Genomic DNA, 24,398 nt, shown 5'->3' with positions numbered 1-24,398 from the left:
TCGGAAACTTTGTCATAAAATCAAAGAATGTCATATATGCCTCCTGCTTTTAGTTTTCGTCTTTCAGAGCAAGATCAACCAAATATCGGCTCGGTGTCTTGCCCTGTTTTTCTGCATTGCTTTTTATCAATGCAAGTTCGTGTTCTAAGCACGAAACGCTGAATGTCTTGTAGACCTTTTTATTTTCCTTTGTTGTTCCTTTTGGTCTGCCTGCACCCTCACGCTTTCCGCCGTGCTTAGAATCTGTCATTTTTACACCACCTTAATTACAAAGTATGCTGCAAATATTATTAAAAATACCGCAAAATAAAGATATGTCCTTTTCATACTTGATACTCCTTCAGTAAAAAAGTAAGATAAAGGCAGGCTCTTTTCAGAGCCTACCTTGTAGTTTATTTCAAAACTACTTCTAGGATTGTTGCGATTGCTGTTATCAAGGCTGCTATCGCAATAATCCAGTCTGTTAGATTAGGTTTATCACCCATTCTGTACCTCCTTGATTATTATATTACACCATTCTTGATATTTTATCAATGGTAAATAATCAAAATACTACAAAAAAGTGAATTTTTTATTTTTTTGTATTGGAGTGTATGAGGGGATAATTCCGAATTTTTTTGAAAAGATTTCTTTAGAAGTTAAATTTCTTCTGACTGTTGTTTATTAAGTTCGTTTTTTTCATTTAAGCGGGAAATATTTTCCTTTACTTTGGAAGTAAGAAACTCTTGCTTTGTTTATGGAAGCATACTAGATGAATTATGTTAGATTTCTTCGATAGAAATGTTAAAAAAAAGTAAGAAAACGTAAAAAAATGGCAGACGGCATCCGCCTGCCGTAAAAAATCAGCGAGCGCGGCGGAACAAAAGCCTGAACGCAAAACGGACAAGCGGACCTATAAAAAACACTTGCAGGAAAAATGCCGCCGGAAAACACTGGAATGCAAGCAAAATCCACCGGCAGAACCAGTTTTCCGCGCCGCCGTGAACAAACGTTGCAAAAAGCGTTATCAGCGGCACGACAAGACACACCGTAATCGACTGCACCGAAAGAATCATAAAAAACGGATTATCCTTTTCAGGATTGAAAAGCCGCTTTGCAAGAACAGCAGAAAGGCGCGATACCGCAAAAAACACAAGGCAGAACACAACAACGTACTCCAGCCACATTTCGCGCACCGCCGCAGAAAAAACATCCGCGCCCAGCGAGCCGCATTTCAGCGAAATCGTGTACACGGTCATTGAAAAGACCATACAGAACACCATCAGCATTAAAAAAATCACCCTCTCAAATTTTGTTTCCGGCATATATTGCTCCCGTAAAAAAGATTTTTTTCCGCTTTTCTATAAACGAAATCAATCGAAATCCAGAAAAGCAAAAAAAAGACAACAAATGAAATCCGTCCGGCTGACACAGGACAGACACCATTTATTGTCTTGGAAAAAATATAGCGTTTTTTCAAAAAAGAAGCAAGAAACCACGCGGCTACAAATTTTCCAATATGTGCTCAAACTGCGCTTTAAGTTCTTTTTTTCTTTCCTGAAAAAGACTAATTCATAATGGAAAAACAATATGGATTATTGTATTTTATAGAGGTAAAATATGATTAGAATTAAATTATTGCAACAGATTAGATTATGTATTTTAAGGAGAGAAAAAATTGATTAGAATCGAATTATTATCATAGGAAAGGAGGAAGCTCGAAAGATTGGAGCAGAGGCTTTGTATATTTCAGCATGCTCATCCGAAGAAACGATTGCTTTTTATAAAGCTATGGGAGCTGAACTGACAGACTGCCAGATAAAAGAATTTGCAGAAGCTGAACCATGTGATTTGCAAATGCTTTGCTATGTTTAAATATGACAGTTTATTCTTAATACGGCATCAGATATGGGCGTAAAGTTATATACAGATTTTGGATTTTAGCATGAGGCTTTGAAACGGATATTTGTAGAAACTTTTGAGTGAAAATTATTTAAATTTTTAATAAGACCTGAATATGAAAGTATTACAGACAGGAGATGCAAAAAAATGCTGGAAATTGTAGAAGCTAAAAAAGAAGACAGGGATACTATGATGAATCTTCTTGAAAAATACCTTTATGAATTTTCTCAATGGGAGAAAACAGATGTAAAGGATGACGGTTTATACGGATATGAATATCTGGACTGTTATTTCGAAGAAGAAAATAGATATCCATATTTTATTAAGGTCGATAATAAACTGGCAGGATTTATACTTATCAGTGATTATCCGGAAGTTCCTGAGGAGGACACGGATTTTTGCCTGTCAGAATTTTTTATAATGAATAAGTACAGAAGAAAAGGATATGGCAAAGAAGCTGTTTTTCAGGTGCTGAATATGCATCACGGAAAATGGCAGTTGAAACGGCATCCGCATAATACCGGCTCCGTATATTTTTGGAATAACGTAATTGCAGACTACACAAAAGGAAATTACCGCCTGGTGGAAAAATACCCTAATAAAGAAGCGGATTATGAGGATGGCACACCGGCTGACGTGTTTTTCTTTGAAAATTAGAGTGAATAGGGGAAATGCAGGATTTGCCAGTTCAAGCGCGCCGGCATTTCCCTAAATAATTGACAGTAAAACCATAATCCATTAATCTAAAAAACCACCCGAAAATCTCAGGGAAACTGCGGAAGCTTTTGCTTTCGGGGAACCTGCTTTGCCGTGGAAAACTAAAAGGCCGGAGCGGAATTTTTTGCCGGCTTTTTACGGAGGAAAAATGTCCTACACAAAAGAAGAAGTCATTGAATTTATCCAGCTGGAGGATGTCAAATTTATCCGGCTCGCATTCTGTGATATTTTTGGAAACCAGAAAAATGTCGCAATTATTCCAGATGAGCTTGAGCGCGCATTCACAGAAGGAATTGCCTTTGACGGCTCTTCAATCGCAGGCTTTACAGACGAAGCCCACTCTGACCTGTTCCTCTTCCCGATTCCATCCACGCTCACAGTTCTTCCATGGCGGTCGCAGACAGGAAAGGTTGTGCGTATGTTCTGCGAAATCAGAAAAAGCAACGGAGAAACTTTTGAAAAAGACAGCCGCGCTATTTTAAAGAAAGCCGTGCAGAAAGCGGAAAGCAAAAACCTGACAATAAATTTCGGCTCGGAATGTGAATTCTACCTTTTCCAGACTGACGAAAAGGGAAACCCCACAAAAATTCCTTTTGACAACGCAGGCTACATGGACGTTGCTCCCGAGGACAAGGGCGAAAACATCCGCCGCGAAATCTGCATCACACTGGAGCAGATGGATCTTCATCCTGAAAATTCCCACCACGAGGAAGGCCCGGGGCAGAATGAAATTGACTTCCGCTACAGCCATGCGCTTGAGGCGGCGGACAACACCATGAATTTTATAACAGTCGTAAAGGCAGTGGCAGTGCGCAACGGTCTTTATGCGGATTTTTCCCCGAAGCCTCTCCCGGAAGAAAGCGGAAACGGCTTCCACGTGAATATCTCCGTCAAGGAAAATTCAGGCAAAGAAGTTCAAAACGAATTCATGGCAGGAATTCTTTCACACATCCGCGAAATCACAGCGTTCCTGAATCCCACTGAAAATTCCTATATGCGGCTCGGAACCAAAAAAGCCCCAAAATATGTAAGCTGGGCACACGAAAACCGCACTCAGCTCATCCGTGTTCCATCCGCTATAAATTCCCACAAAAGATTTGAACTGCGCTCTCCTGATCCGATGGCGAACCCGTACATTGTCTATGCGCTCCTTATTTACGCAGGCCTTGACGGAATCGAAAAAAACATGAAGCTCTGCGAGCCAACAGAAATAAATCTGTCTACTGCCGCGCCGGAAGTAATCTCCAGCCTTGAGTGTCTTCCCGGAACACTGGCTGAAGCTGTGGAACTTGCAAAAAACAGCAGTTTTGTAAAAGAACATCTCAACGCAGATTTCACTTCATGCTTTGAAATATAAAAGGCCGAACAATGAACCCTTTAAAAGCCCGAAGAAAAGTCATGATTGTTTCTGAAACCCAGAGTTTTCATGACAACATCTCCTGCATACTCCCCAAAAGCGATTTTTTCCCGATTTTCCATGCATTTTCAGGAGGAGAAGCGCGCCGGATGCTCCTTGAGCTTCCTGTTGACATTCTTATTGTGGATTCTCCGCTGCCGGACGAGCATGGAATTCTATTCGCGGAAAGCTTTGCGGACATGAACATGGGAATTCTGCTTCTTGTTAAAAATGAGCTTTACGAGGAAACTTCATATAAAGTTGAAGAGCAGGGAATTGTGACTCTCCCCAAGCCGAATTCGCCAGAAATGTTTTTTACAGCAGTAAAAATGCTTTCCGCGCTGACTTTCAGGCTTCAGAAAATGGAAGCAAAAAACAAGACGCTTCAGGAAAAAATGCAGGACATAAGAACCGTGAACAAGGCGAAATGGCTGCTGATTGAAAAGCTGAATATGAGCGAAAGCGATGCGCACCGCCACATAGAAAAGCTTTCAATGGACAACCGGCAAAGCAAGCGCGAAGTTGCAGAAGAAATTATAGAACGCTACGAATCCTAGGGAAACGCCGGCCGGCGCTTCCCGTGTCCGTCTTACCATTCGCCCAGAGCAGAGCCGACAAGCCCCAGAAACAGAGGATGTGCCTTGTTCGGGCGGCTCTTGAATTCAGGGTGAAACTGCACGCCGACATAGAAATCATTTTTGTCATACTCGATAGTTTCTATTATTTTTTCATCAGGCGAAGTTCCGCTCAGAGTCAGACCGGCATCCTGGAGCGCGCTCCTAAAATCATTGTTGAATTCATAGCGGTGGCGGTGGCGCTCGGAAATTTCCTCGGACTTGTAGCACTTGTACATCTGTGTGTCCCTTTTGATTTTGCACGGATAGGCTCCAAGGCGAAGCGTGCCGCCCTTGTTTACGGATTCATTCTGGTCAGGCAAAAAGTCAATCACCTTGTGCGCGCTGTTTTCATTGAACTCGCCGGAATTCGCATCCTTGAAGCCGCATACAGAGCGTGCAAAGGCAATAACGGCAATCTGCATTCCAAGGCAAATTCCAAGGTACGGAAGATTGCGCTCACGGCAATAATCAGCGGCGGCAATCATTCCTTCTATTCCGCGTGAACCGAAACCGCCGGGAACAATAACACCATTGCATCCGCCGAGAATGTCGTCCACGTTTTCCCGCGAAATAGACTCGCTGTCAATCCACTTTATATTCACATAGGAGCCAAGCTCGTAGCCGGCATGCTGCAACGCTTCCGCCACGGAAAGATATGCATCATGAAGCTGAACGTATTTTCCGACCAGACCGATTGTCACTTTCTTTGTGCGGTTCTGGATTTTATCAAGCATGACATTCCATTCAGAAAGGTCGCACGGAGGAACAGAAAGGTTCAGCTCGCGGCAGACAATATCCGAAAAATGAAGCTTTTCAAGCATAATCGGAGCCTGATAAAGCACAGGCAGCGTCAGGTTTTCAATAACGCAGTCCGGCTTTACATTGCAGAACATTGCAACCTTGCGGAAAATGCTTTCTTCAAGCTTTTCATCACAGCGAAGAACAAGAATATCCGGCTTGATTCCAAGTCCCTGAAGCTCCTTTACAGAGTGCTGGGTCGGCTTTGTTTTATGCTCATCGGAGCCGTGCAGAAAAGGCAGAAGAGTAACGTGGATATAGAGAGAATTTTCCCTTCCGACTTCAAGACCCACCTGGCGGATTGCCTCAAGGAAAGGCTGACTTTCAATGTCGCCTGTTGTGCCGCCGACTTCTGTAATGACAATATCAGCCCCGGAAGTCTTTCCGACATTGTAGATAAACGATTTTATTTCATTTGTAATGTGGGGAATAACCTGAACGGTTTCGCCAAGATATTCTCCGCGGCGCTCCTTGTTCAGAACATTCCAGTAAACTTTTCCTGAAGTGAGATTTGAAAACTTATTGAGGTCTTCGTCAATAAACCGCTCGTAGTGTCCAAGGTCAAGGTCGGTTTCCGCGCCGTCATCGGTGACATAGACTTCGCCATGCTGGTAAGGGCTCATTGTTCCCGGGTCAACGTTGATATACGGATCAAGTTTCTGGGAAGCAACCTTCAGCCCGCGCGACTTGAGCAGGCGTCCCAGGGATGCAGCTGTAATACCTTTTCCAAGACCGGAAACAACACCGCCCGTAACAAAAATATACTTTGTTGATTTCATAGCACGCCTTCCTATTCAAAAAAAAATCCGCAGACTACAGAAGCAATCTGCGGCATATAGTCGCTTTAAGAAAACACCGGACAATCGAATGTGGATTAGTCGGTGCACAATGTACGTTAGTATGCCAAAATTATAGCTTACCGTCAAGATTGCAGCAGCTCAAAATTCCGGCTTTGGAATTCAAATTTCCTCCTCCGCCTTTACGATAAAAAGCTTGATTCCCTCGCTCTTGAATTTCTGCTTTACCGCGCGGATTACAGAGCGGATTTTCTGAAGCTCATCATCTTCAATATAGCTCACAAGGACGAAATTCTTTTCAGGCCAGGTTGTGTTTCCGAGCTTCCTGTCATCGCCTCCCCTGCCGTAAGCAAGAGGAAATGTAGTGTACAGAATTCCCGGAACATAAAGCTCAAGCGCCTGGATTATATCTTCCTCCACAGATTTGTTGGAAATTATTTCAATTCGGTACATTTATTTTTCCTCCGGAAGAACAACAGAAATTTCCTCCCTGTTCCTGCGTTTTTTCATGATGAAGGTATAGAGAACGGGAATAAAAAAGAGCGTTATAAAAGTTGAGCTTGTAAGTCCTCCCACAACCGCCACGCTTATCGGCTGAACCATGCCGGCGCTTCCGCTTGAAGCAAAGCACATGGGAATCATTCCAAGTATTGTTGTAAGCGTTGTCATGAGAACAGGGCGGAACCTTGAGCATCCTGCCTTGTAGCAGGCCTCGTGCATCGGAACACCCCTTTCCACAAGCAGGTTTGTATAGTCCACCAGAATAATTCCGTTGTTGACAACAATTCCAACAAGCATAACAAGGCCCACCGCTGAAAGAAGGCTGAACGACTGTCCGCTGATTTTATAGATGAAAACAACTCCGATTGCCAGGAACGGTATTGTCATGAGATTTATAAACGGAGCCTTGAAGCTTTCGTAGGTTGCCGCCATAACGCCAAAAACAAGCAGGACTGCCATCACTAAGATTTTTGAGAACACAGCGGACTGCTCCTTTACATCCTTCCAGGAACCTTCGTAGCTCACGGAAACATTGTCCGGCACAACTATCGAATTCCGTATTCCCTCCCTGATTTTGTCTTCAACAACATTCGCATTTTCATTTGAAACAATATCAGCTGTAACATGGACAATGCGGCGGCGGTTTTCACGGTTGATTGAAACAGGCCCCAGGCTTTTTACAACGCTCGCAAAATTCGCAACGCACACTCTGCCGTTTGTTCCGTTCACATAAATCTGCTCAAGGTCAATAACTTTCTGCCTGTCCTCCGGGCGAAGCATGACATACACAGTGTACTCATCTCCGTTTTCCCGGTACACAGTCGTTGAAATTCCTTCTATGCTCGCTTCAATCTCATTGGCAACCGCCGCGACATTCACACCGAAACTGTAGGCGCGCTGCCTGTCGATTTCAACCTGAACCTGCGGAAGTCCCTTGTCCGTATCAATCGTGGCTTCTCCGATGTCGGGAATAGACTCCATAACCTCAGCGATTCTGTCCGCAACATCAAGCGCGCTGTCAAGGCTTGCGCTCCTGAGAACAATATCAATATCATTTCCTGTCATCTGCTGGCGGCGGCTCTGTCCAAAGCTGAATTCAACGCCCGCAAAATCAGAGAAATGCCTTCTGAGCTTTTGCTTTATCACTTCGTCATTGTCTATCTGAAGCTTGGAGTCAGGAAGCGAAATTTGAATTGTTCCGTTGTAAGACCCTGATGCTCTTCTTGTGGAGCCTATGCTCGTTATAATGTTCTTGTAGCCCTTGATTTCGCCCTTTATGATTTCCTCAAATTCAAGAACCGCCCTTGTGGTTTCCTCAAGAGAAGTTCCCAGCGGAAGTGACATTTTTACAGAAACGCTGTCGTCATGTCCGCCTGACATAAGCTGGATTCTGAGTGTCGGAATAAGAATAAACGAAAGGAGCAGCGCGGTAACGCAGATAACAATAGTCGCGCCACGGTTGTCCAGAGCCTTTTTCAGCATGCGCCCGTAAACACCGGCGACCGCATCCTGGGATTTTTCAAAGCAGCTGTACAGCTTTTTAAAGAAACTGGATCTGACCGGCTTTTCATTTCTGTTTGTAATCGGAAGAAAATGCCCGGCAAGAACAGGCACAAGAAAAATGGCCACGAACAGGCTGCTTATAAGCGCAATCACAATAGTGAAGATAATTCCCTTGAACATCTGCCCCATGTAGCCCAAATCTTTCATAAAAAACAAAAATGGAATAAAAACACAGATTGTAGTCAGATTTCCTGAAATTACAGAAACCACCATTTCGGAGCTTCCGAGAACTGCGGCGATATTTGCCTTTGCGCCCCTCATTCTGTATGAATAAATATTGTCAATCATAACAACCGAGGCATCAACAATCATTCCCACGCCAAGAATAAGTCCTGTGAGCGTCATCATATTCAGCGTTATTCCGGCGAAATTCATGCACAGAAGCGTTATGATAATTGACAGCGGAATTGAAACTGCAATTATAAGCGTGGTCTTTATTGCCCTGAGAAAAACAAACAGGATTATAACCGCAAGCAAAAGTCCCTGCCATGCCGAATCAAAAAGCGTCTTGAGCGTATCGCGGATGCTGTCAGTGTCGTCGCGTATTATTTCAAGCGAAATATCAGACGGAAGCAGAGTCTTAAGCTCATCGATTTTTTTGTAAACCGAATTCGCCACGGTCACGCTGTTTTCCCCGGACTGCTTTGTAATCGAAACGTAAACACCGGGAAGCCCGTTGATGTAAACAGCATTGCTGGCATCCTGATAGCCCATGAACGCTTTTCCGATGTCGCACAGCTTTACATCATAGCCGTTGCGGGTTGCAATAACAGTATTATTTATCTGGGCAATGTCCATGTATTCGCCTGTTGTGCGGATGGAATAATCCATAAAGCCTTCTGTGATAGTTCCGCCGCCGATTTCAAGATTCTGCTTTGCCAAAACCGACGAAACTTCCGAAAGTGTAAGATTGTAGGCCTGAAGCCTGTTCTGCTCAAGCTCAACGCGCACAATCTGGGTGCGGCCTCCAAGAGCTTCCGCCTCTCCAACGCCCTGCGCCTGCTCAAGGACATCAACAACCTGGTCTTCGGCGATTTTCTTCAGCTCGTCAACCGTTCTGTTTCCGCGCACGGCAATTCTCATAATCGGCTGGCTGTTGGAGTCCATCTTGAATATCGTGGGCGTAACATCATCGGGAAGCCGCCGTGTAATCCTGTCAAGCTTGTCCCGCACATCGTTCACGGCAACATCAAGGTCTGTGCCGTAATTGAATTCAAGGGAAACCCTGGAGCTGCCCTCGGAGGAAACAGATGTTATTTCCTTCAAATTCGTAAGGCTCACAAGCGCATCTTCAATCAGCGTGGTCACGGATTTTTCCACTGACTCAGGCCCTGCGTTTTCATAGGTCGCGGAAATCATGAGATACGGCAAATCAACGTCCGGCATAAGGGAAACCGCCGTGCTGCCTATGGAAAAAATTCCCATAAGCCCCAGCAGCGTGAACACCATCAGCGTAAGAACCGGATGCTCAAGAGTTTTTTCACTAACCATTGCTTTTCTCCCTGCCGGCCGCAGATGACACATCGCGCACAGAGCTTCCGTCCAGCAGCGAACTCATTCCCTCTGTAACAATTCTTTCGCCCTCGTAGATTCCGGAAAGCACCTGCACCATGCTGTCCACGGAAACTCCAAGCTCCACTTCACGCATGGAAACTGAATCCCCGTCGTCCGACAAAACAAAAACACACTTATGCGAATTCCTTTCAATTACACAGTTTGAAGGAACAATAATCTCCCCGGAATAATCGGCGGTAAACAAAGTGAGCTTGGCAAACATTCCGGCGTTGATTCTTGGATCCGCATTGTCAAACACAAGAACAATTTCCTTTGTGCGGCTCGCAGAATCAAGCACAGGCGAAACTTTTTTTACCGATGCTGAAAAAGAATCCGAAGGATAGGCTTCCAGCGAAATTCTTGCCTTCAGTCCGCGCACAAGAAATGAAACATAACGCTCAGGAATTTTTGCCCTTATCTGAAGGTTCGACACATCGCCTATTGTTGTTATTGAAGTGGAAGAAGTTACGGTTGTTCCCGTTTCCTTCGGCGTGGAAGTCACAGTGCCGCTGATAGGAGCATAGACAGAGCTGTTCACATAATAAAGCCCCGGCTCGCTCGGATCAACTTCCGCAAGGACATCGCCCTTTTTTACAACATCGCCGAGTGAAACATAAACCTTGGCTATTTTTCCGCCGATGTCAGGATAACAGTCAACATTTCTTTCACATTCTATTTCGCCGTTTGTGTCAACGTAGGCATGAAGCGTTCCGCGCTCAGCAGGCATAGTTCTTACAGTCACTGCCTCCGCAGGTCTTTCCATCGGCTTGAAACCGCCCGGCTTTTTTTCAGGAGAAAATTTCAGCGCCAGAAAAGACACTGCCAGCACAAAAACACATATAACAGAAATGACAATAAAGGATAGCTTTGCTTTCATAATTATTTCTCCAAGGTTCCAAACGGAACTCCTATTATATTTTCCAAGTCAAGAATCGAGCAGATAAGATTATATGTTTCCAGAAGAAGATTCAGCCGCGCGGACAAAAGCTCATCCGATGAATTCTGAAGCGAAAGCAAATCTTTTGTTCCGTGGTTGTAGGATTCAAGTGTCATGTTGTAGGTTGTCTGGGCAAGCTCGATGCTGCTTTTTCTAAGCTCCAGATTTTCAAGGCACTGCTTTATCTGATTCATAAGAACCGCAATATTCACATCAAGGGAAATTCTTGCATCCTCAAGCTCAAGCTCCAGAGTGCGCAGAGAGTCCTTCTGGGCTGCAACGTCCTGCGCTCCCTTTGACCACGGAAAAATTCCGTCAATCGGTATTGAAGCCTGAAGCGACAGTGTTCCCTTGTCATCCCAAGTGGAGCCGCTGTCCGCAGAAGAATAATTGTATGAGTACGAAGCGGAAAGGCTCGGCCCGTAAGCGGCAAACCTGGAAGCAAGAAGAGAATTTTTTGCGCTCTCGATTTTATTCTGAATCGACTCGACTGAATACGGAGCAATCTCAATTCCGTCCAGAGAAACGCCCCCGAATTTCATGACAGCCTCAAAAGAGCCAGAAAGCTGAATTTCTGTTCCCTGTGGAATTCCCACAAGCTGCTTGAATGAAGCCGTCTCGTTTTCCATCGCTGTTTTCAGGGATTTTAACTCAAGCTGGTCGTTCTGATAAGAAACCTGCGCGCTGAGCACATCAAGCTTTGAAAAAGTTCCGCGGTTGTACTTCGCCAGATTGGACTCATACTGCGCCTTTGAAGTGCTGACACTTTTTTCCTTCAGGGCTATTTCTTCACTTTTATATAGAAGAGAATAGTATTTTTTCCTTACATCAAGCTCCAGCGTACGAATGTCATTCTGGTAAGAAAGCTGCTGCTGGGCATATTCAAGGCCTGCGCCCTTTACTGAAGTGTAGACAGAAGGCGAAAGGGATGCTGTAAGAGAAACCCCGGCTGAAACAGAAGCCTCGCTGTCGCTTTCTCCCGGAACATCCTTGGAATACCGTCCAATGCCGGACACAGAAGGACTTATAGAATTCCAGGAATAAGATTCGGCCCGCTTTTTTGCATTGAGAGAAATTTCACTCTGACGGATGCCGGCATTATTTTCAAGCGCAGTCTTTACAGCATCTTCAAGGGAAAGAATCAGCTTTCCTTCATCCGCAAAAAGCAAGCTCGCGCTGAAAAAAAACATGATGCATATTCTCTTTCGTAATAATTCCATATTTTAACAATAATAGATTTAAGAGCCGCTTGCAAATAAAAACGGGCATAAAATTTTATTATAAATAGTAATTTCTTGTTATTTCTGCGGTTTTTATGCGCTTTTAGTCCCTATATTTCCCTGCTATATAACTGTTCAGGTTTTTGAAAAATGAAATTCCAAAGAATGCCGTCGGAATTGCAGAGAGAATGAACGAAAGCGGCTGTGCTTCCTGTATGCCTTTTAATCCGCGCAGATACGAAAGAATGAAAAGCACGGGAATAAAAATAAGTCCGCTCCTTAAAGACGACACGATGCTTGCCGCGAGTTTTTTTCCGGTGCTCTGCAAAAGCATATCGACTGCCATACAGTACGGCAAAAACAGAAGTGCAATGCAATGAAGCCTAAGCGAGTGAGAGGCAATGCTTATGACGGAAGTATCGTCGCGGAAAAGCTGTACGATTGAAGGCGCAAGCGGAATTACCGTGACGGCAAGAATAATCATCAGACATTCTGCAAATGCGACCGTAAACCAAAATCCTTTTTTTACGCGGTCAAATTTTTCTGCGCCGTAATTAAAACCGCTCACCGGCTGAAATCCCTGACCGACACCTATGGAAATAGAAAACATAAAGAAGAAAATTCTTGAAACGATGCTCATCGCAGCAACTGCGGCATCGGCATTGTTAAGTTCAAGGTTGCCGTAATAGGCGGCAAGATAATTAAGGATAATTGCAGAAAGGCTGCTCAGCCCCTGCCTGAAAAGACTTGAAATTCCTGTTGCGGCGATGTCAAGGATTTTCTTTAAGTCAGGCAGAAACAGTTTGAGCGAAATTCTGCACGTAGTTTTTCCTGTAAAAAATGCGCTCAGCAAAATAAAGAAACTTACGACCTGCGAAATTGCCGTTGAAAGCCCCGCGCCTGCAACTCCCATATTACACTTGAACATAAAGAACGCATCGCCTGCAATGTTCAAAACCGCGCCCGTAAAAAGTCCTGTCATTCCAAAAAAAGCTTTTCCCTCGTAGCGCAGAATATTGTTCAGCGTAAAGCTTGAAATCGTAACTGGCGCAATCAGCAGGATAAACGAGATGTAGGTTTTTGCATAAGGCGCGATTGTCTTTGTACTTCCGAGCAGGTAGACAAGCGGTTCAAGGAACGCAAAGCCCAAAATCAGAATGATACAGCCTGTAAAGAACGAAGAAAAAAATCCTTTTGATGCAATTTCGCTTGCCGTGTTTTCGTCTTTTTTTCCGAGACTTCTTGAAATGATACTGCCCGAGCCCTGCCCGAACATAAATCCTGCCGCCTGCAGAATGGACATAAATCCAAAGACGATTCCCACCGCACCGCTGGCACTGTTTCCGAGCCGTCCGACAAATGCGGTATCTGCCATATTATATAAATTGGTTACCATCATCGTTATAATGGTAGGAATTGAAAGTGAAATAATCAGTTTTTCAACTGGAGTTTGAGTCATTTTTTCGTATTGTGTCATGGCGCTATTTTATTTCTAAAAAAAATAAAACTCAAGAACGCTAAATATATGTTGAATGTCTACGCCCTGTTTTCTAATTGAAAAAATGCAGGCTAATCAAAAGCATTAGAAACAATATACAGATTGCCACGAGCACCGCTATTATCGGTATTAACGAGCTTAATACGAACTGGAACAATTTTTGATGTCTGATGTTTTCATTAATTGCAATCATTTTTTTGAAAAGTTCAATTTCTTCTTTCAGCGAAAATTTTTTTCCTTCTTCTATGGCTTCCTGCATTGATTCTGTCAGATAGGGCTTGAGTTTTGAGTCGTCAGTTTTTTTTATCAGTTCATTCCCGTTTGAAATTATACATATAGTAAACAGAACGGTATAAATTATTAAGTACAGGCTCAAGGCGGTGATTAAGCCGATAAGTATGGTACGTAAATTATTCATATAAAACCTCTTTTGTTCTTGTGGTAAATTTGCGGTCAGTTTTTATTCTGCTTACTTTATGACAATACAAAGTACATAGTTATTCATTTTCTGCTCTGCCGGTATTTCTTTTGGCTTTGTCATCTGTTTATCATATTATTGCATTTAGCCATTTTGATTTCAATAACTCAGATTTGTTTTTCTGTATGCCGTCAAATTGATTGATGAACTGCTCGGTTTATGTTGGAATTGATTAAAATTCGGTGTGTGATTTTTGCACTTCTCTTTGCAGGGATGGTTTATTGAGAAAATATTCCGCTTCGCTTTATATTTTCACGAGCCCATAAAAAAAGGATTTACAATATCAAATTGTAAATCCTTGAACAGTGGGCCATCTAGGACTTGAACCTAGGACCAAGGGATTATGAGTCCCCTGCTCTAACCAACTGAGCTAATGGCCCGTTAAGTAGGTAGTAATATATCACATACAAATTCTTTGGTCAATACAACAAGCGGCTGCTTCCGGCCGGCGGAAATTGATTCCCTAGAGAAAATCCCAGTTTCTTTTCAATATGTGGACAACTTCGTTTGTGTTTCCCTCTTCAACCAGATAATCATACTTTCCCGGAACTGTTCCTATTGTGATTGTCTTTTCCACTCCGAGCTTTCTCTTGAATGATTCAATCATATTGCTGCGTGTGGCGTATCTGTTGAATATTTTTATGTAGGAATTTCCGGGGTAGTCACGGCTCGGATACTTCAGTATTTTCAGCTTGTCTGTGAGCGAATGTTGCTCAAATATTTTGTAGATTCGCTCTGCCTTTTCAGCCGGATAAATCATCATAAAATAAACCACGGATTCATTTTCCGGGAGCGGACGTTTTATGTAGTTTCTGTAGGGCGAACGCCTGAGCTCTCTGATCAGCGTTTCCTGAACCTGGCAGTCCGGGGTCTTGTAATAAATCAGAAGGCTGTCATCAATCACAACATTCGCAAAGTAGGACAGGCTGTTTGCCTCCAGGATTTCCATGACCTGCGATTTTTCTTCCGGCTCAAGCTCGATTTTTGAAAGGTATCGTTTTTCCCTTGTGTCATAAAGAACCGCGCCGTCCATGGCGATAACCGGAAGCTTCAGCCTTATGTCTGCCATAGGCTCCATTATGGCCGCCGGCGGACGCATTGTGCTCAGCGTGAAATTTATTCCTTCATCCAGCATGCGGTTCAGCTCTACCCTGCAAAAATCATTCAGGTGATAATCCTTGTTCAGCAGCGTATCATCAAGCCCCGAAATAAACAGCACATCCGTTCTCTTTTTTCCCGGAAGATGAAAAAGATTTACAGACACTCCGATTGCAATGCCTATCATGGTGTCAAGAAATCTGTTCCATACAAAAAGAAAACTGTTTTCGTCCGACATGTGGATGACAACAATGCTCAGAAAAACCACACAGCTGAAATAGCTCGCCTGCTTTTTCTTCAGCAGGACGGTTGTCCAGATAAGCGGAATTATTGTCGCGGAAATTATCACCGCATTGACCGCATAATACTGAAAATGGCTGAGCAAAAATCTGCTTTTAAAAAATCCAGTGAGCAGCAGAACAAAAAGCCCGAACACTGCGCCAAGGCAAGTTCCGATGATTCGCTGCACTGCATTTTTCTTTGTTGTGGAAACGTAGCTTTGAATGCACCAGAGGGCGGAAAGCTGGCTGTAAAACACAATTCCGCTTTCTCCGCGCAAAAGGTCAACCAGATAGCACAGCGCAATAGATGCGGCGGACTTTATTATTCTTGCGCCGACTTTAGGTATTTTTTTCATTTTGAATCCGGCGATGTCCGCTTTTGTATAAAAAAACAAAGCTGGTGTTCTGTCACAGTCGGAGCCTTATGGCTGAAAAAAATTATTCCGTCCTCCGGGGAGCAGATTTTGTTTTTCACTTCTCCGCGCAGAGGATCATAGATTAATGCGATAACGTCGCCCTGGTGAACCTCATCACCCGGATTGAAAAGCCGCAGGAACAAGCCGCCGCACGGGGAGCAGACCGGAGTCATTTTGTTTTCCATTATAAGCTCGCTGCTGCATCCCCCGAATGTCTTGTAGTTTACAAAATGCATATCATTCAAAAAGCGCAGAACGGCATCTATTGCAGTCTTTGCGCTGTGGCTGTCAATGGAATCTGTTTCAGTTGTGTAAATTGAATACGCATCAGTTTCAAAAACCTGCCAGTTGTAGTTCAGCGTTGTAGTGTCAATGGGGCTCGGCTCCCGGCAAAGAACAAAGGGCATTCCGAATTTCTTTGCAAGCTCCGGATTCTGAAATTCCGTGTGCATAAGGCGGACGTGCGGAATAAAATCTCCCGCCAGATAAAAGCTTGCAAACTGAATTCCAAACTGATAGCCGCGGACATGCTCAAAAACCGCCGCCGCAATTCTCTGTGTGGTTTCTCCAAGATTGTAGCCGGGGAACATTCTGTTTATGTCCGTGTTGTCCACAGGCCAGAATCTTTTTCCTATGTTCATTGAAAATGAATTCACGCATGGAATCACAAGAAATTCGTAGCCGGGATTTAAAAAGCCCCGGGATTCAAGCTCGTTGAGTTTTTTTACAAGCTGGCCTGCAATGTACATCTGCTGAATTTCATTTCCGCGCAGAGAGCCGACAAAGCACGCCGTTTTTTTTCCCGAGCCGAAAAAGAATCCCTTTACGTCCACTTCCTCTCGGTATGGAGTTTTAATTGAAAAAAGTGTTTCCTCTCGCATCTTAAGTTCCCCTAAAACAATTTTTGCTATGGCAGGAATTTGCAGATTTAAAAATCATTCCGCTGATTTTAAAAATGCTCCCTTCAGGTTTTTGACGTGTCCAGTACACGCGCAATGAGCGAGCCTGCGTAGACAATCGGATATTCCCTGAGCGTAAAAACTTTTCCGGCTATAGGGCTTTTCAGAATTTCTTCCGTTTCCCCTGAAAGAGGATTTATTATTTTTCCGATTTCCTGATTTTTTTCCACGTCCGTCCAGTGCTTTATCGCCGGAAGAAAAACTCCGCTTTTATCGGCATTTAAAAATGAAACGCAGTTGTCCTCGTCGCGGCCTACAAACGGTGTGCGCGGCTCTTCAGTCTTGCCCTTCCATATACCGATTTTTTTCATCAGCGAAAGAATTCCCGAAACAAGCTGATCTCCGTATTCCTTTGTGATTCTCATGCCGACTCCCATCTCCACAACGAGCGTCGGGGTGTCTATGCTGTTCAGGCTGTAGGCGAGCGTTGACTCAAGGACTGTCGCCGCGGAATGTACCCAGATAAAATCGCAGTTTATGGTCTTTGCAAGCTCCAGAAGATTGTCCACTGACTCCACATTCACGCGGACCTGCGGAACTTCCGTCAGAAAAATATTTGACGCATGTATGTCAACAACAACGTCCGCGCCGTCCATGTCATTTATGATTTCCGAAGCCGTGTACTCTACAAAAGTGCCGTTCTTGTTTCCGGGGAAAATTCTGTTCATATCAAGGTCGAACTGCGGAACACCGCGGCTCATTGAATTCACACCAAGCGGATTCAGCGCCGGATAAATTTCAAGGATGCCGTCAAGCTGCGCAATGTTCTCGCGCACTTTCTGAATCAGGCTCCAGCACACATACTGCCCCTCAAGCTCATCGCCGTGGGTTCCTGTTACAATGCACACTCTCTTGTGGGAGCGACCGTTTTTTATAATCTGCTTTTTTACGCTGAAAATTTCATTTACCGGAAGTTCAGCGGAAGTTACTGTCTTTATCATTTTTTTCCTGCTTTACATTTGCTGCTGCTGGTTTTTCAGCTTTATATCCTTTATATGATCATCCAGGGATTTCACAGGGCGCACAGGCCTCTGCTCCTGGTTTTTCTGAATTTCCTTTTCCTGTGTCTTTACAAAGATTGTCATCTTCTGGTCGGCGGCCCCCCTGAAAATTCCTCCGTCTACCTTGCAGTCAAGATAGTCGCGCCCGGAAGAAAGAATAACATAGGTGTCGTCTGTGTTTTTGTTCCGCGTGCAGTCAACCCCGAACCACCGCCCCTGAAGAGCCGCTCCGTTCGCCGGTATCACACCGTTCTCAGGAACAAAATACTCAGACCAGGCATGGGTGGAGCCTTCGCCCTTGCTTGTTCCCGCAACATACCGCGATGGAATTCCGGCCTCTCGGCACAGCGAGCAGAAAATGTGGGAATAATCCTGGCAGACTCCCCTGCGCGCCGAAAAAGCTTCCTGGGCAGTGGTCTTTACGTTGGAGCTTCCCGGCGTGTAAGTTATCAGCCTGAAAATTCCCTGCCTGAGAATTTCCGCAGCCTCGGGAAAATTCACCGGCAAAAGCTTTTTTTCAGCCACATCATCATAAAGCGGCGTTCCGGCAAACAGCGAGCGCAGAAATTCCCTCATCTCCCGGCTTGCGGCTGTCAGAGGAGTATTGTACTTATAAAGCGGATAGCACACATCGCGGCAGCCTTTTTTTCTGTCCACAATCACTTCCGCTGTGGAATGAAAGGCAAATTCCGTATGCGGAAAATCAATTCTTCCCTGATACGAAATATTTCCAAAAATATCCCGGGAAGTTACAAGCGGAGTTTCCGGCGTTATCGAAAGATTCCGCGAAATAACGGCCTGTCCGTCCCGGGAAGAGGGAACACAGCGGAGCATAAAATAGTGATCATTGACAGGCGCGGAAAATTCAATTTTTGTTGTGTAGTCAATTTCCAGAATTTTCATGTTCTCTCTCGGAAACTTTAAGCTGAAGTTCTATGCGGCTGTGTCCATGTCAAAGAACAGGCTGTCTATGACCTGGAGCAGAACCATCTTGTCGGCGTTGTCAATGAATTCATCCTTGTTGCAAAGCTCGCCGCAGACTTTGTTCAGCTCCTCCTTGCTTCCGTGCAGGTCAATTCCAGCGATTGAATACGAAAGCCTGTTACATTCAAATGAAATCTTATCCTTGTTGATGCTGAGCCGCAGATACATGTCAAGCCGCTCTATCGTCAGGCCGCTGTTCAGTATATTGCGGATGTTGTGGTCGCAGATTGAATCAAAGAACTGCCCCTTGAACGCCATGATGCAGTCGATTACCTTCTGAAAGTCCAGAACAGGAGTTTTGCTGTACTGCGCATCGTCCAGCCTGCGGCGCGCCATCTCTATGTAGCTCAGCGCATCGCTTCCGATAGTTTCCCTGAGCATCACGGCGTTGTCGTAGGAACGCTCCATGCTTGCGGCGATCGAGCTTGGATAGCTCTTGTCAAAAGCATAACGCTGGCAGAAATCAGACAATGAAACGAATCCATTGTAGATATCCAGATCCTGGCAGTATTTTGCATAGTCAAAATCAGAGTCGAGATTTGAATCGTACATATCCATCAGGAACTTGAGTGTTGTAAGAACCCGCTCTGTGTAGCGTCCAAGCCAGTAGATTGAATCAGCCTGCTTCAGTGTAAGAGGTGTGTCCGATTTTCTTGTTACTTGTCTAAAATCCATGTGTCTTTAAAGCCTCCGCCTTGAGATGAATTGACTACAAAACTTGCCGGATTCCTTGAGAAGCGTGTGAGACCGCTCGCCCAGACCTGGCATGTTTTCCCGGTTAATACAAATGCACGCAGGTCCGCTTTGCGCTCAACCTTCCTGCCTTCGTCCATTATTTCCAAATCCTTGAAATCTATCACTTCCTGCGCAATCCAGCGGCGCGGCTGGCTCTTTACAAGCTGCTTCATTTCATCCAGCTTTCCGCTGTCCAGATCCCGCCCGAATACAACTCCATAGCCGCCTGCTTCAGCGACATCCTTTATAACAAGCTTTTCCAGATTGTCCAGGACATATTTTCTGTCCTCCTCGTAAAACGGAAGATAAGTCGGAGCGTTCTTCAGTATCGCATCCTGCCCGAGATAATAGGAAATCATTTTCGGCACAAAGTAGTAGATGCCCTTGTCGTCGGCGGCGCCGTTTCCGGGAGCATTCAAAAGCGCAACGTTTCCCGCCCTGTACGCGCTCATGACACCGGGAATTCCGATCAGGGACTCGGGAAGGAATGAAAGCGGATCCAGGTATTCGTCCGAAATTCTTCTGTATATCGCGCCGACCCGCTCTTTTCCGTTGAGCGTCTTGCAGTACACAACATTGTTTTCAACAAAAAGATCCTCCGGCTGGCACAAGACGCTTCCGGTCTGCTCGGCAAGATACGCATGCTCAAAGTAAGCCGCATTGTACCGTCCCGGCGTGAACACCACATTTATTCCGCCGCAGTTCATGTCGTCCATTACATCCTTGAGCATTGTTCCGTAGCTGCGGTTGTCCACAACATGATTGTCAACGAATGTCTGCGGAGAACACTTGCGCTCCAGGCTGCGCGCGATCAGCGGATAGGATGCGCCGCTTGGAATACGCAGGTTGTCCTCGAGTATGAACCAGTCCCCGTCCTTCGCCTGCACAAGGTCGATTCCTGAAATGTGCGAATAAACCGAATGAGGCGGCTCAAGCCCTTCCACCTGCGCAAGATAGCCGGAAGAGGAAAAAACAAAATCCTCGGGAACAACTCCGTCAGCCACAATCTGCTTTTTTGAATAGATGTCCGCCAGAAACATATTCAAAGCGGTGACACGCTGAACCAGTCCCGTCTTTAAATATTCCCAGTCACTTGCAGAAATAACACGCGGAATAGGATCATACGGAAAAAGGCGCTCATTGAAAACACCGTTCTTGTAGATTCCAAATTTTACTCCATAGCGTGCAAGCTGCTCATTTATCAGATTTGAATTTGAAATCAGATTGTCCATAAGCATCCTCCGGAATTTGGCTGAAAAACAAAAAAAGGCGCAGAAAGAACAAGTCTTTCTGCGCCTTTGCAGTAAACAAAACAAAAACATCAGCAAAAAGCAAATAACTTTCGCCTCTACATACTTGAATTATATATCTTTGCGCCATTATTTTCAATAGCAAATTTCAAATCCCTTTCCTTTTCAAAAAGTTGGCTGTCTAAAAAACTGTCATGCTGAACTCGTTTCAGCATCTGTGCTGTATCCGCTGCAAAGATTCCGAAATAAATTCGGAATGACAGTGTAATGGCAGTGAAAATCTGGAATGGCACTGTGGCTTTTTAGACAGCCCTTAAAAAACTGCTATGCGACTTTCCAAAAAGCATTGCCATGCAGCTGTCTAAAAAAGTTGCCATGCAACAAAAAACTTGTTATGCGGTTGTATAAAAAGCATCGTCATGCAACTAAAAAACTGTCATGCTGAACTTGTTTCAGCATCTATGCTGTATCCGAGCAAAGATTCCGAAATAAATTCGGAATGACTGTGTAAAAAAGAAATGACACTATGCGATTTTCCATTGCACTCTCCTACCTAAGCCACTTGTCCAAGACGGTCTGTTTTTTGTGCGGACAGTCTGACATAATGCGTTTTGCAACGGCTTGTTTATTTAGCCGCATCTTCAAATTCCGCTATCCATTCTTTTACTTTTTGCTGCAAAAGTTTTTTGTCGGGAAGATATAAACTGTATTCTTGTGCGTAGATATTTGAATCTTTTGGCAAAGTCAGTTCAACAAGAGTGTCTTTTTTCTCTTTGCAAAGAAGAATGCCAATAGTGGGATTTTCAAAATCCTGTTTTACATAGCGGTCAAAATAATTGACATACATCTGCATTTGTCCCAAATCTTGATGAGTAAGTTTATCAATTTTCAAATCAATTAGAACATAGCAACGCAAAAGACGATTGTAAAACACTAAATCCACATAAAAATGTTCTTCGTCAAATGTAAAACGCTTCTGCCTGGCTTCAAATAAAAATCCTTTACCCATTTCAAGCAAAAAATCCTGCATTTTGGAAATAATCGCATTCTCAAGTTTTGACTCCGAATAGGAAGCTTCTTCTTTTAGTCCTAAAAATTCAAGAGTCAGCGGATTTTTTATTATATCAGACGGTTTTTCGACAATATGCCCTTTTTGAGAAAGAGCCATAACTTCATCTTTGTTTCTGCTCAACGCAAGCCGCTCATATAGGCTGGAATTAACTTGTCTGCTTAACTGACGCACACTCCAATTTTGATTTTTACATTCAATTTCATAAAAATTGCGTTCGTCAATATTCTGAATGCGCATAAGAATGAGATAATGACTCCAACTTAATTCAAACGGATTTTGAATTTCGTAAACACTGTTTACTAAATCTGAATCGGAAGATTTATGAAACACTGTTTCGTATTTTTGCGAGTAAGCCAAATAAAAATTCCTGATATTCTGCAAATTTTCTACAGACCAGCCTTTTTCAAATCGTTCCGTAAGCTTTGAAGAAAGTTCCTTTAAAACAGATTTTCCGTATTCTGCACGATTGCTTCCTTTTTGCTCGTCTTGCACAATGTATCTGCCTATTTCAAAATAAGTAATCACCATTGCAGTGTTTACGGCAGTTGCAATGTGATGTCGCGATTCTTCTATAAGAGAAGTGATTTTTACAAATAAATCTTCGTTTTTCATTATTTCGTTTTCCATTGCACTCTCCTACTTGAGCCATTTGTCCAACACAACCCATTTTCCACGAGTGCTGCCTTCTCTGCTGATAAACTCAAGCGATTTTAATTCCGCAATATCTCTTTTTATTGTTTTTTCCGAAACATCACATTCTTTCGCAATCTGAGCAAGCGTCAGATTTCCGTCATTTTTCAGCAAGCTCAGGATAAGTTTCTGTCTCTCTGAAATTTCATCATTAGGGACATTTGATTTGTCTGAATTAGGGACATTAAGGACATTAGGGACATTCTTAGTTTCCAAAGATTTATACGCAAATACAGTATGAAAGAAATTAGGACTGACTGTAAAAATATCAGGAGTATAAGCTTTCATCATCTTGTTCATACCAGTTCCCAACTGCTCAACTAAATCAACATCCTTGAAAATTCGCATAATCTCACGATTTCTTGGGCGAGAACACCCGGAAACAAGTTCTTCTTTTGACATTCCATCTATAAGTCCTCCATAAGAAACTATTTCAAGTCTGTCAGAAAAAATATAAAACGCAGGGCTCATCAAATCAGAATAATCATTATGAACAAATGCATTTATCACAGCTTCTCGTAAAGAGTCACTATCAATAAGCCTTTGCTCCTGTCTGAACGGATAAGTAACACGAGCAAGCGTACGGTTTTCTACATTTAATTTATCAAGAACATCCTTGCAGGCTTTTATTATCGAACAGAAACCGTATTCTTCATTTTCAATAAGCTGTGTTTTGTCCGTCCCTGCAAATTTTGCAATCTTTATTGTGATATCGTTATTATCTGCAAACAAAAATGCATTCAGATTGTATTCTCCATCTTCCGTAAGAAAATTCAGAGAACTTGCAAACTGGTCATTGAGTTTTTTCCCGTGAGTTTGATAATAAATCTGAAGCTGCTCAAATTTCAAATCCTGCCGGGGCGATTTCATTACAGAAAGTGTGTTTCTTGTTCTGCGGGCAAAGGCTTTTTCTATCATTGCGGAAGTCATATTTTCAACACGGCTTCCGTTTCTGATAAAACAGCCTTCGCTTGTCATTCCCTTTTCTTTGAGATAATACGGTTTTTCAGTTCCGCTTGAAACAATGACTTTTACAACATTTTTACCGTCACATTTTTCAAGTACAATATCAAAAAGCCCTAAAGTTTCTCCGCGTATATTGTTTTTTAGTCTGTCTGCAATCTGAAGCTGAACCTTATCAGGATTTTCCACACCTATTACAGAACCATCGTCATCAATTCCCAAATAAATGATTCCACCGTCCTTTGAATTTAAAAAGGCGATTACAATTCGCTCAAGTTTATCCGTGAGTTCCCTCTTCAGTTCTGTATGCTGTGATTCTATGATTTCGTTTTCCATTACACTCTCCTACTTGAGCCACTTGTCCAAGACGGTCTGTTTTTTGTGCGGACAGTCTGACATAATGCGTTTTGCCTGTGTGATTTTTTCTTCAAGTGCGGTGATTTGGGCAACTATGCGCTGTTGTTCGGCTAGAGGGGGAACGGGGATTTTTACAGAACGAAGATTATCATTATAAATTCGAGGAATCACACTTCCGTCTGTCGCATATTTTTTCCAATTTACGCTTTGCAATGCATAAAAAAGATATGAATTTAATACAAAACTTTCATCGTTATCTATCCACACGATATTTGAATCTTGAAAATATGCAGGCATTCCATCAAAAATTACTGATTTTCCAAGCGTACCTGCCGCAGAAATTAAAATTTGTCCTTTCTTTGGATATGGGTATTGATTCTTATATTTTTCATAAAGTTCAACTGAAATATATGCATTAGCAGTTCCGCCAAATGTTCCGATTTTATAAAAAGGAATTCCATTAGTAGAATTCGTTTCATTTTTCATAACTCGTCTGCACATACAAATTTTTCCAATCTCACCCAATCGCTTTTCCTGTCCCTTTAGATTCGCCATTAACTTTGTAATTTCTGATTTTGTATTTTCAATTTCTTTCTGAGCGTTTTGATATTCTGAATCAACAGTTTCACATTCTG

The 24,398-nt window shown here is 43.4% G+C and carries 20 protein-coding genes and 1 tRNA gene; 3 read left to right on the top strand and 18 right to left on the bottom strand.

Going from position 1 to position 24,398, the window contains the following annotated elements; translation table 11 throughout:
• Window positions 1-49: 49 nt before the first annotated feature.
• Complete coding sequence (locus ACI4L0_RS03900; protein WP_439798861.1) at window positions 50-250, bottom strand: hypothetical protein; 201 nt, start codon at window positions 248-250, stop codon at window positions 50-52.
• A gap of 592 nt (window positions 251-842) precedes the next feature.
• The gene (locus tag ACI4L0_RS03895; RefSeq protein ID WP_439798860.1) at window positions 843-1,304 is read right to left on the bottom strand and encodes a hypothetical protein; all 462 of its coding nucleotides are present in this window, start codon (window positions 1,302-1,304) and stop codon (window positions 843-845) included.
• Window positions 1,305-2,028: 724 nt separating this feature from the next.
• Between ACI4L0_RS03895 and ACI4L0_RS03890 the strand changes: the two genes are divergently transcribed.
• From ACI4L0_RS03890 to ACI4L0_RS03880, 3 genes are all read left to right on the top strand, one after another.
• Window positions 2,029-2,538: a GNAT family N-acetyltransferase gene (locus ACI4L0_RS03890; RefSeq protein ID WP_439798859.1), complete on the top strand. Its 510-nt coding sequence runs from the start codon at window positions 2,029-2,031 to the stop codon at window positions 2,536-2,538.
• Between the two features lie 208 nt (window positions 2,539-2,746).
• Complete coding sequence (locus tag ACI4L0_RS03885; RefSeq protein WP_439798858.1) at window positions 2,747-3,955, top strand: glutamine synthetase family protein; 1,209 nt, start codon at window positions 2,747-2,749, stop codon at window positions 3,953-3,955.
• Between the two features lie 11 nt (window positions 3,956-3,966).
• Window positions 3,967-4,551 (top strand): ANTAR domain-containing response regulator, encoded by a 585-nt coding sequence (locus tag ACI4L0_RS03880; protein WP_439798857.1) that lies wholly within the window; start codon window positions 3,967-3,969, stop codon window positions 4,549-4,551.
• Window positions 4,552-4,583: 32 nt separating this feature from the next.
• Here the strand turns inward: ACI4L0_RS03880 and ACI4L0_RS03875 are convergent, their stop codons facing one another.
• The 16 genes from ACI4L0_RS03875 to ACI4L0_RS03800 all read right to left on the bottom strand — a co-directional run.
• Complete coding sequence (locus tag ACI4L0_RS03875; protein WP_439798856.1) at window positions 4,584-6,188, bottom strand: CTP synthase; 1,605 nt, start codon at window positions 6,186-6,188, stop codon at window positions 4,584-4,586.
• Window positions 6,189-6,368: 180 nt separating this feature from the next.
• A complete protein-coding gene (locus ACI4L0_RS03870; protein ID WP_439798855.1) occupies window positions 6,369-6,659 on the bottom strand; it encodes a PG0541 family transporter-associated protein in 291 nt (96 codons plus the stop codon).
• A complete protein-coding gene (locus tag ACI4L0_RS03865; protein WP_439798854.1) occupies window positions 6,660-9,761 on the bottom strand; it encodes an efflux RND transporter permease subunit in 3,102 nt (1,033 codons plus the stop codon).
• Window positions 9,754-10,701, bottom strand: a complete 948-nt coding sequence (locus ACI4L0_RS03860) for an efflux RND transporter periplasmic adaptor subunit (RefSeq protein ID WP_439798853.1) — start codon at window positions 10,699-10,701, stop codon at window positions 9,754-9,756. The genes ACI4L0_RS03865 and ACI4L0_RS03860 overlap by 8 nt, the downstream gene beginning before the upstream one ends.
• A gap of 2 nt (window positions 10,702-10,703) precedes the next feature.
• Entirely contained in the window at window positions 10,704-11,981 is a 1,278-nt protein-coding gene (locus ACI4L0_RS03855) for a TolC family protein (RefSeq protein WP_439798852.1), read from the bottom strand.
• A 103-nt stretch (window positions 11,982-12,084) separates the two neighbouring features.
• On the bottom strand, window positions 12,085-13,458 hold the full coding sequence (locus ACI4L0_RS03850) for an MATE family efflux transporter (RefSeq protein ID WP_439798851.1): 1,374 nt from the start codon (window positions 13,456-13,458) through the stop codon (window positions 12,085-12,087).
• An 805-nt stretch (window positions 13,459-14,263) separates the two neighbouring features.
• Window positions 14,264-14,337: transfer RNA gene (locus tag ACI4L0_RS03845), tRNA-Ile, on the bottom strand.
• A gap of 83 nt (window positions 14,338-14,420) precedes the next feature.
• A complete protein-coding gene (locus tag ACI4L0_RS03840; protein WP_439798850.1) occupies window positions 14,421-15,692 on the bottom strand; it encodes an HAD hydrolase family protein in 1,272 nt (423 codons plus the stop codon).
• Entirely contained in the window at window positions 15,689-16,633 is a 945-nt protein-coding gene (locus ACI4L0_RS03835) for a M14 family metallopeptidase (RefSeq protein ID WP_439798849.1), read from the bottom strand. The genes ACI4L0_RS03840 and ACI4L0_RS03835 overlap by 4 nt, the downstream gene beginning before the upstream one ends.
• Window positions 16,634-16,716: 83 nt before the next feature.
• The gene (locus ACI4L0_RS03830; protein ID WP_439798848.1) at window positions 16,717-17,652 is read right to left on the bottom strand and encodes a M14 family metallopeptidase; all 936 of its coding nucleotides are present in this window, start codon (window positions 17,650-17,652) and stop codon (window positions 16,717-16,719) included.
• A 12-nt stretch (window positions 17,653-17,664) separates the two neighbouring features.
• The gene (locus ACI4L0_RS03825; RefSeq protein WP_439798847.1) at window positions 17,665-18,615 is read right to left on the bottom strand and encodes a transglutaminase family protein; all 951 of its coding nucleotides are present in this window, start codon (window positions 18,613-18,615) and stop codon (window positions 17,665-17,667) included.
• A 30-nt stretch (window positions 18,616-18,645) separates the two neighbouring features.
• On the bottom strand, window positions 18,646-19,371 hold the full coding sequence (locus ACI4L0_RS03820) for an alpha-E domain-containing protein (protein ID WP_439798846.1): 726 nt from the start codon (window positions 19,369-19,371) through the stop codon (window positions 18,646-18,648).
• Window positions 19,353-20,663 carry a circularly permuted type 2 ATP-grasp protein gene (locus ACI4L0_RS03815; RefSeq protein ID WP_439798845.1) on the bottom strand — a complete coding sequence of 437 codons (1,311 nt, stop codon included), beginning with the start codon at window positions 20,661-20,663 and terminating at the stop codon, window positions 19,353-19,355. The genes ACI4L0_RS03820 and ACI4L0_RS03815 overlap by 19 nt, the downstream gene beginning before the upstream one ends.
• A 643-nt stretch (window positions 20,664-21,306) precedes the next feature.
• Window positions 21,307-22,380 carry a PDDEXK nuclease domain-containing protein gene (locus ACI4L0_RS03810; RefSeq protein WP_439798844.1) on the bottom strand — a complete coding sequence of 358 codons (1,074 nt, stop codon included), beginning with the start codon at window positions 22,378-22,380 and terminating at the stop codon, window positions 21,307-21,309.
• A gap of 9 nt (window positions 22,381-22,389) precedes the next feature.
• A complete protein-coding gene (locus ACI4L0_RS03805; RefSeq protein WP_439798843.1) occupies window positions 22,390-23,742 on the bottom strand; it encodes an RNA-binding domain-containing protein in 1,353 nt (450 codons plus the stop codon).
• A 9-nt stretch (window positions 23,743-23,751) separates the two neighbouring features.
• Window positions 23,752-24,398, bottom strand: a 647-nt coding sequence (locus ACI4L0_RS03800) for a restriction endonuclease subunit S (RefSeq protein WP_439798842.1), incomplete at its 5' end; no start/stop codon positions are given.

The organism is Treponema sp., from assembly GCF_051883275.1.
Taxonomy (GTDB): Bacteria; Spirochaetota; Spirochaetia; order Treponematales; family Treponemataceae; genus Treponema_D.
This window is presented reverse-complemented; position numbering and strand designations above follow the sequence as displayed.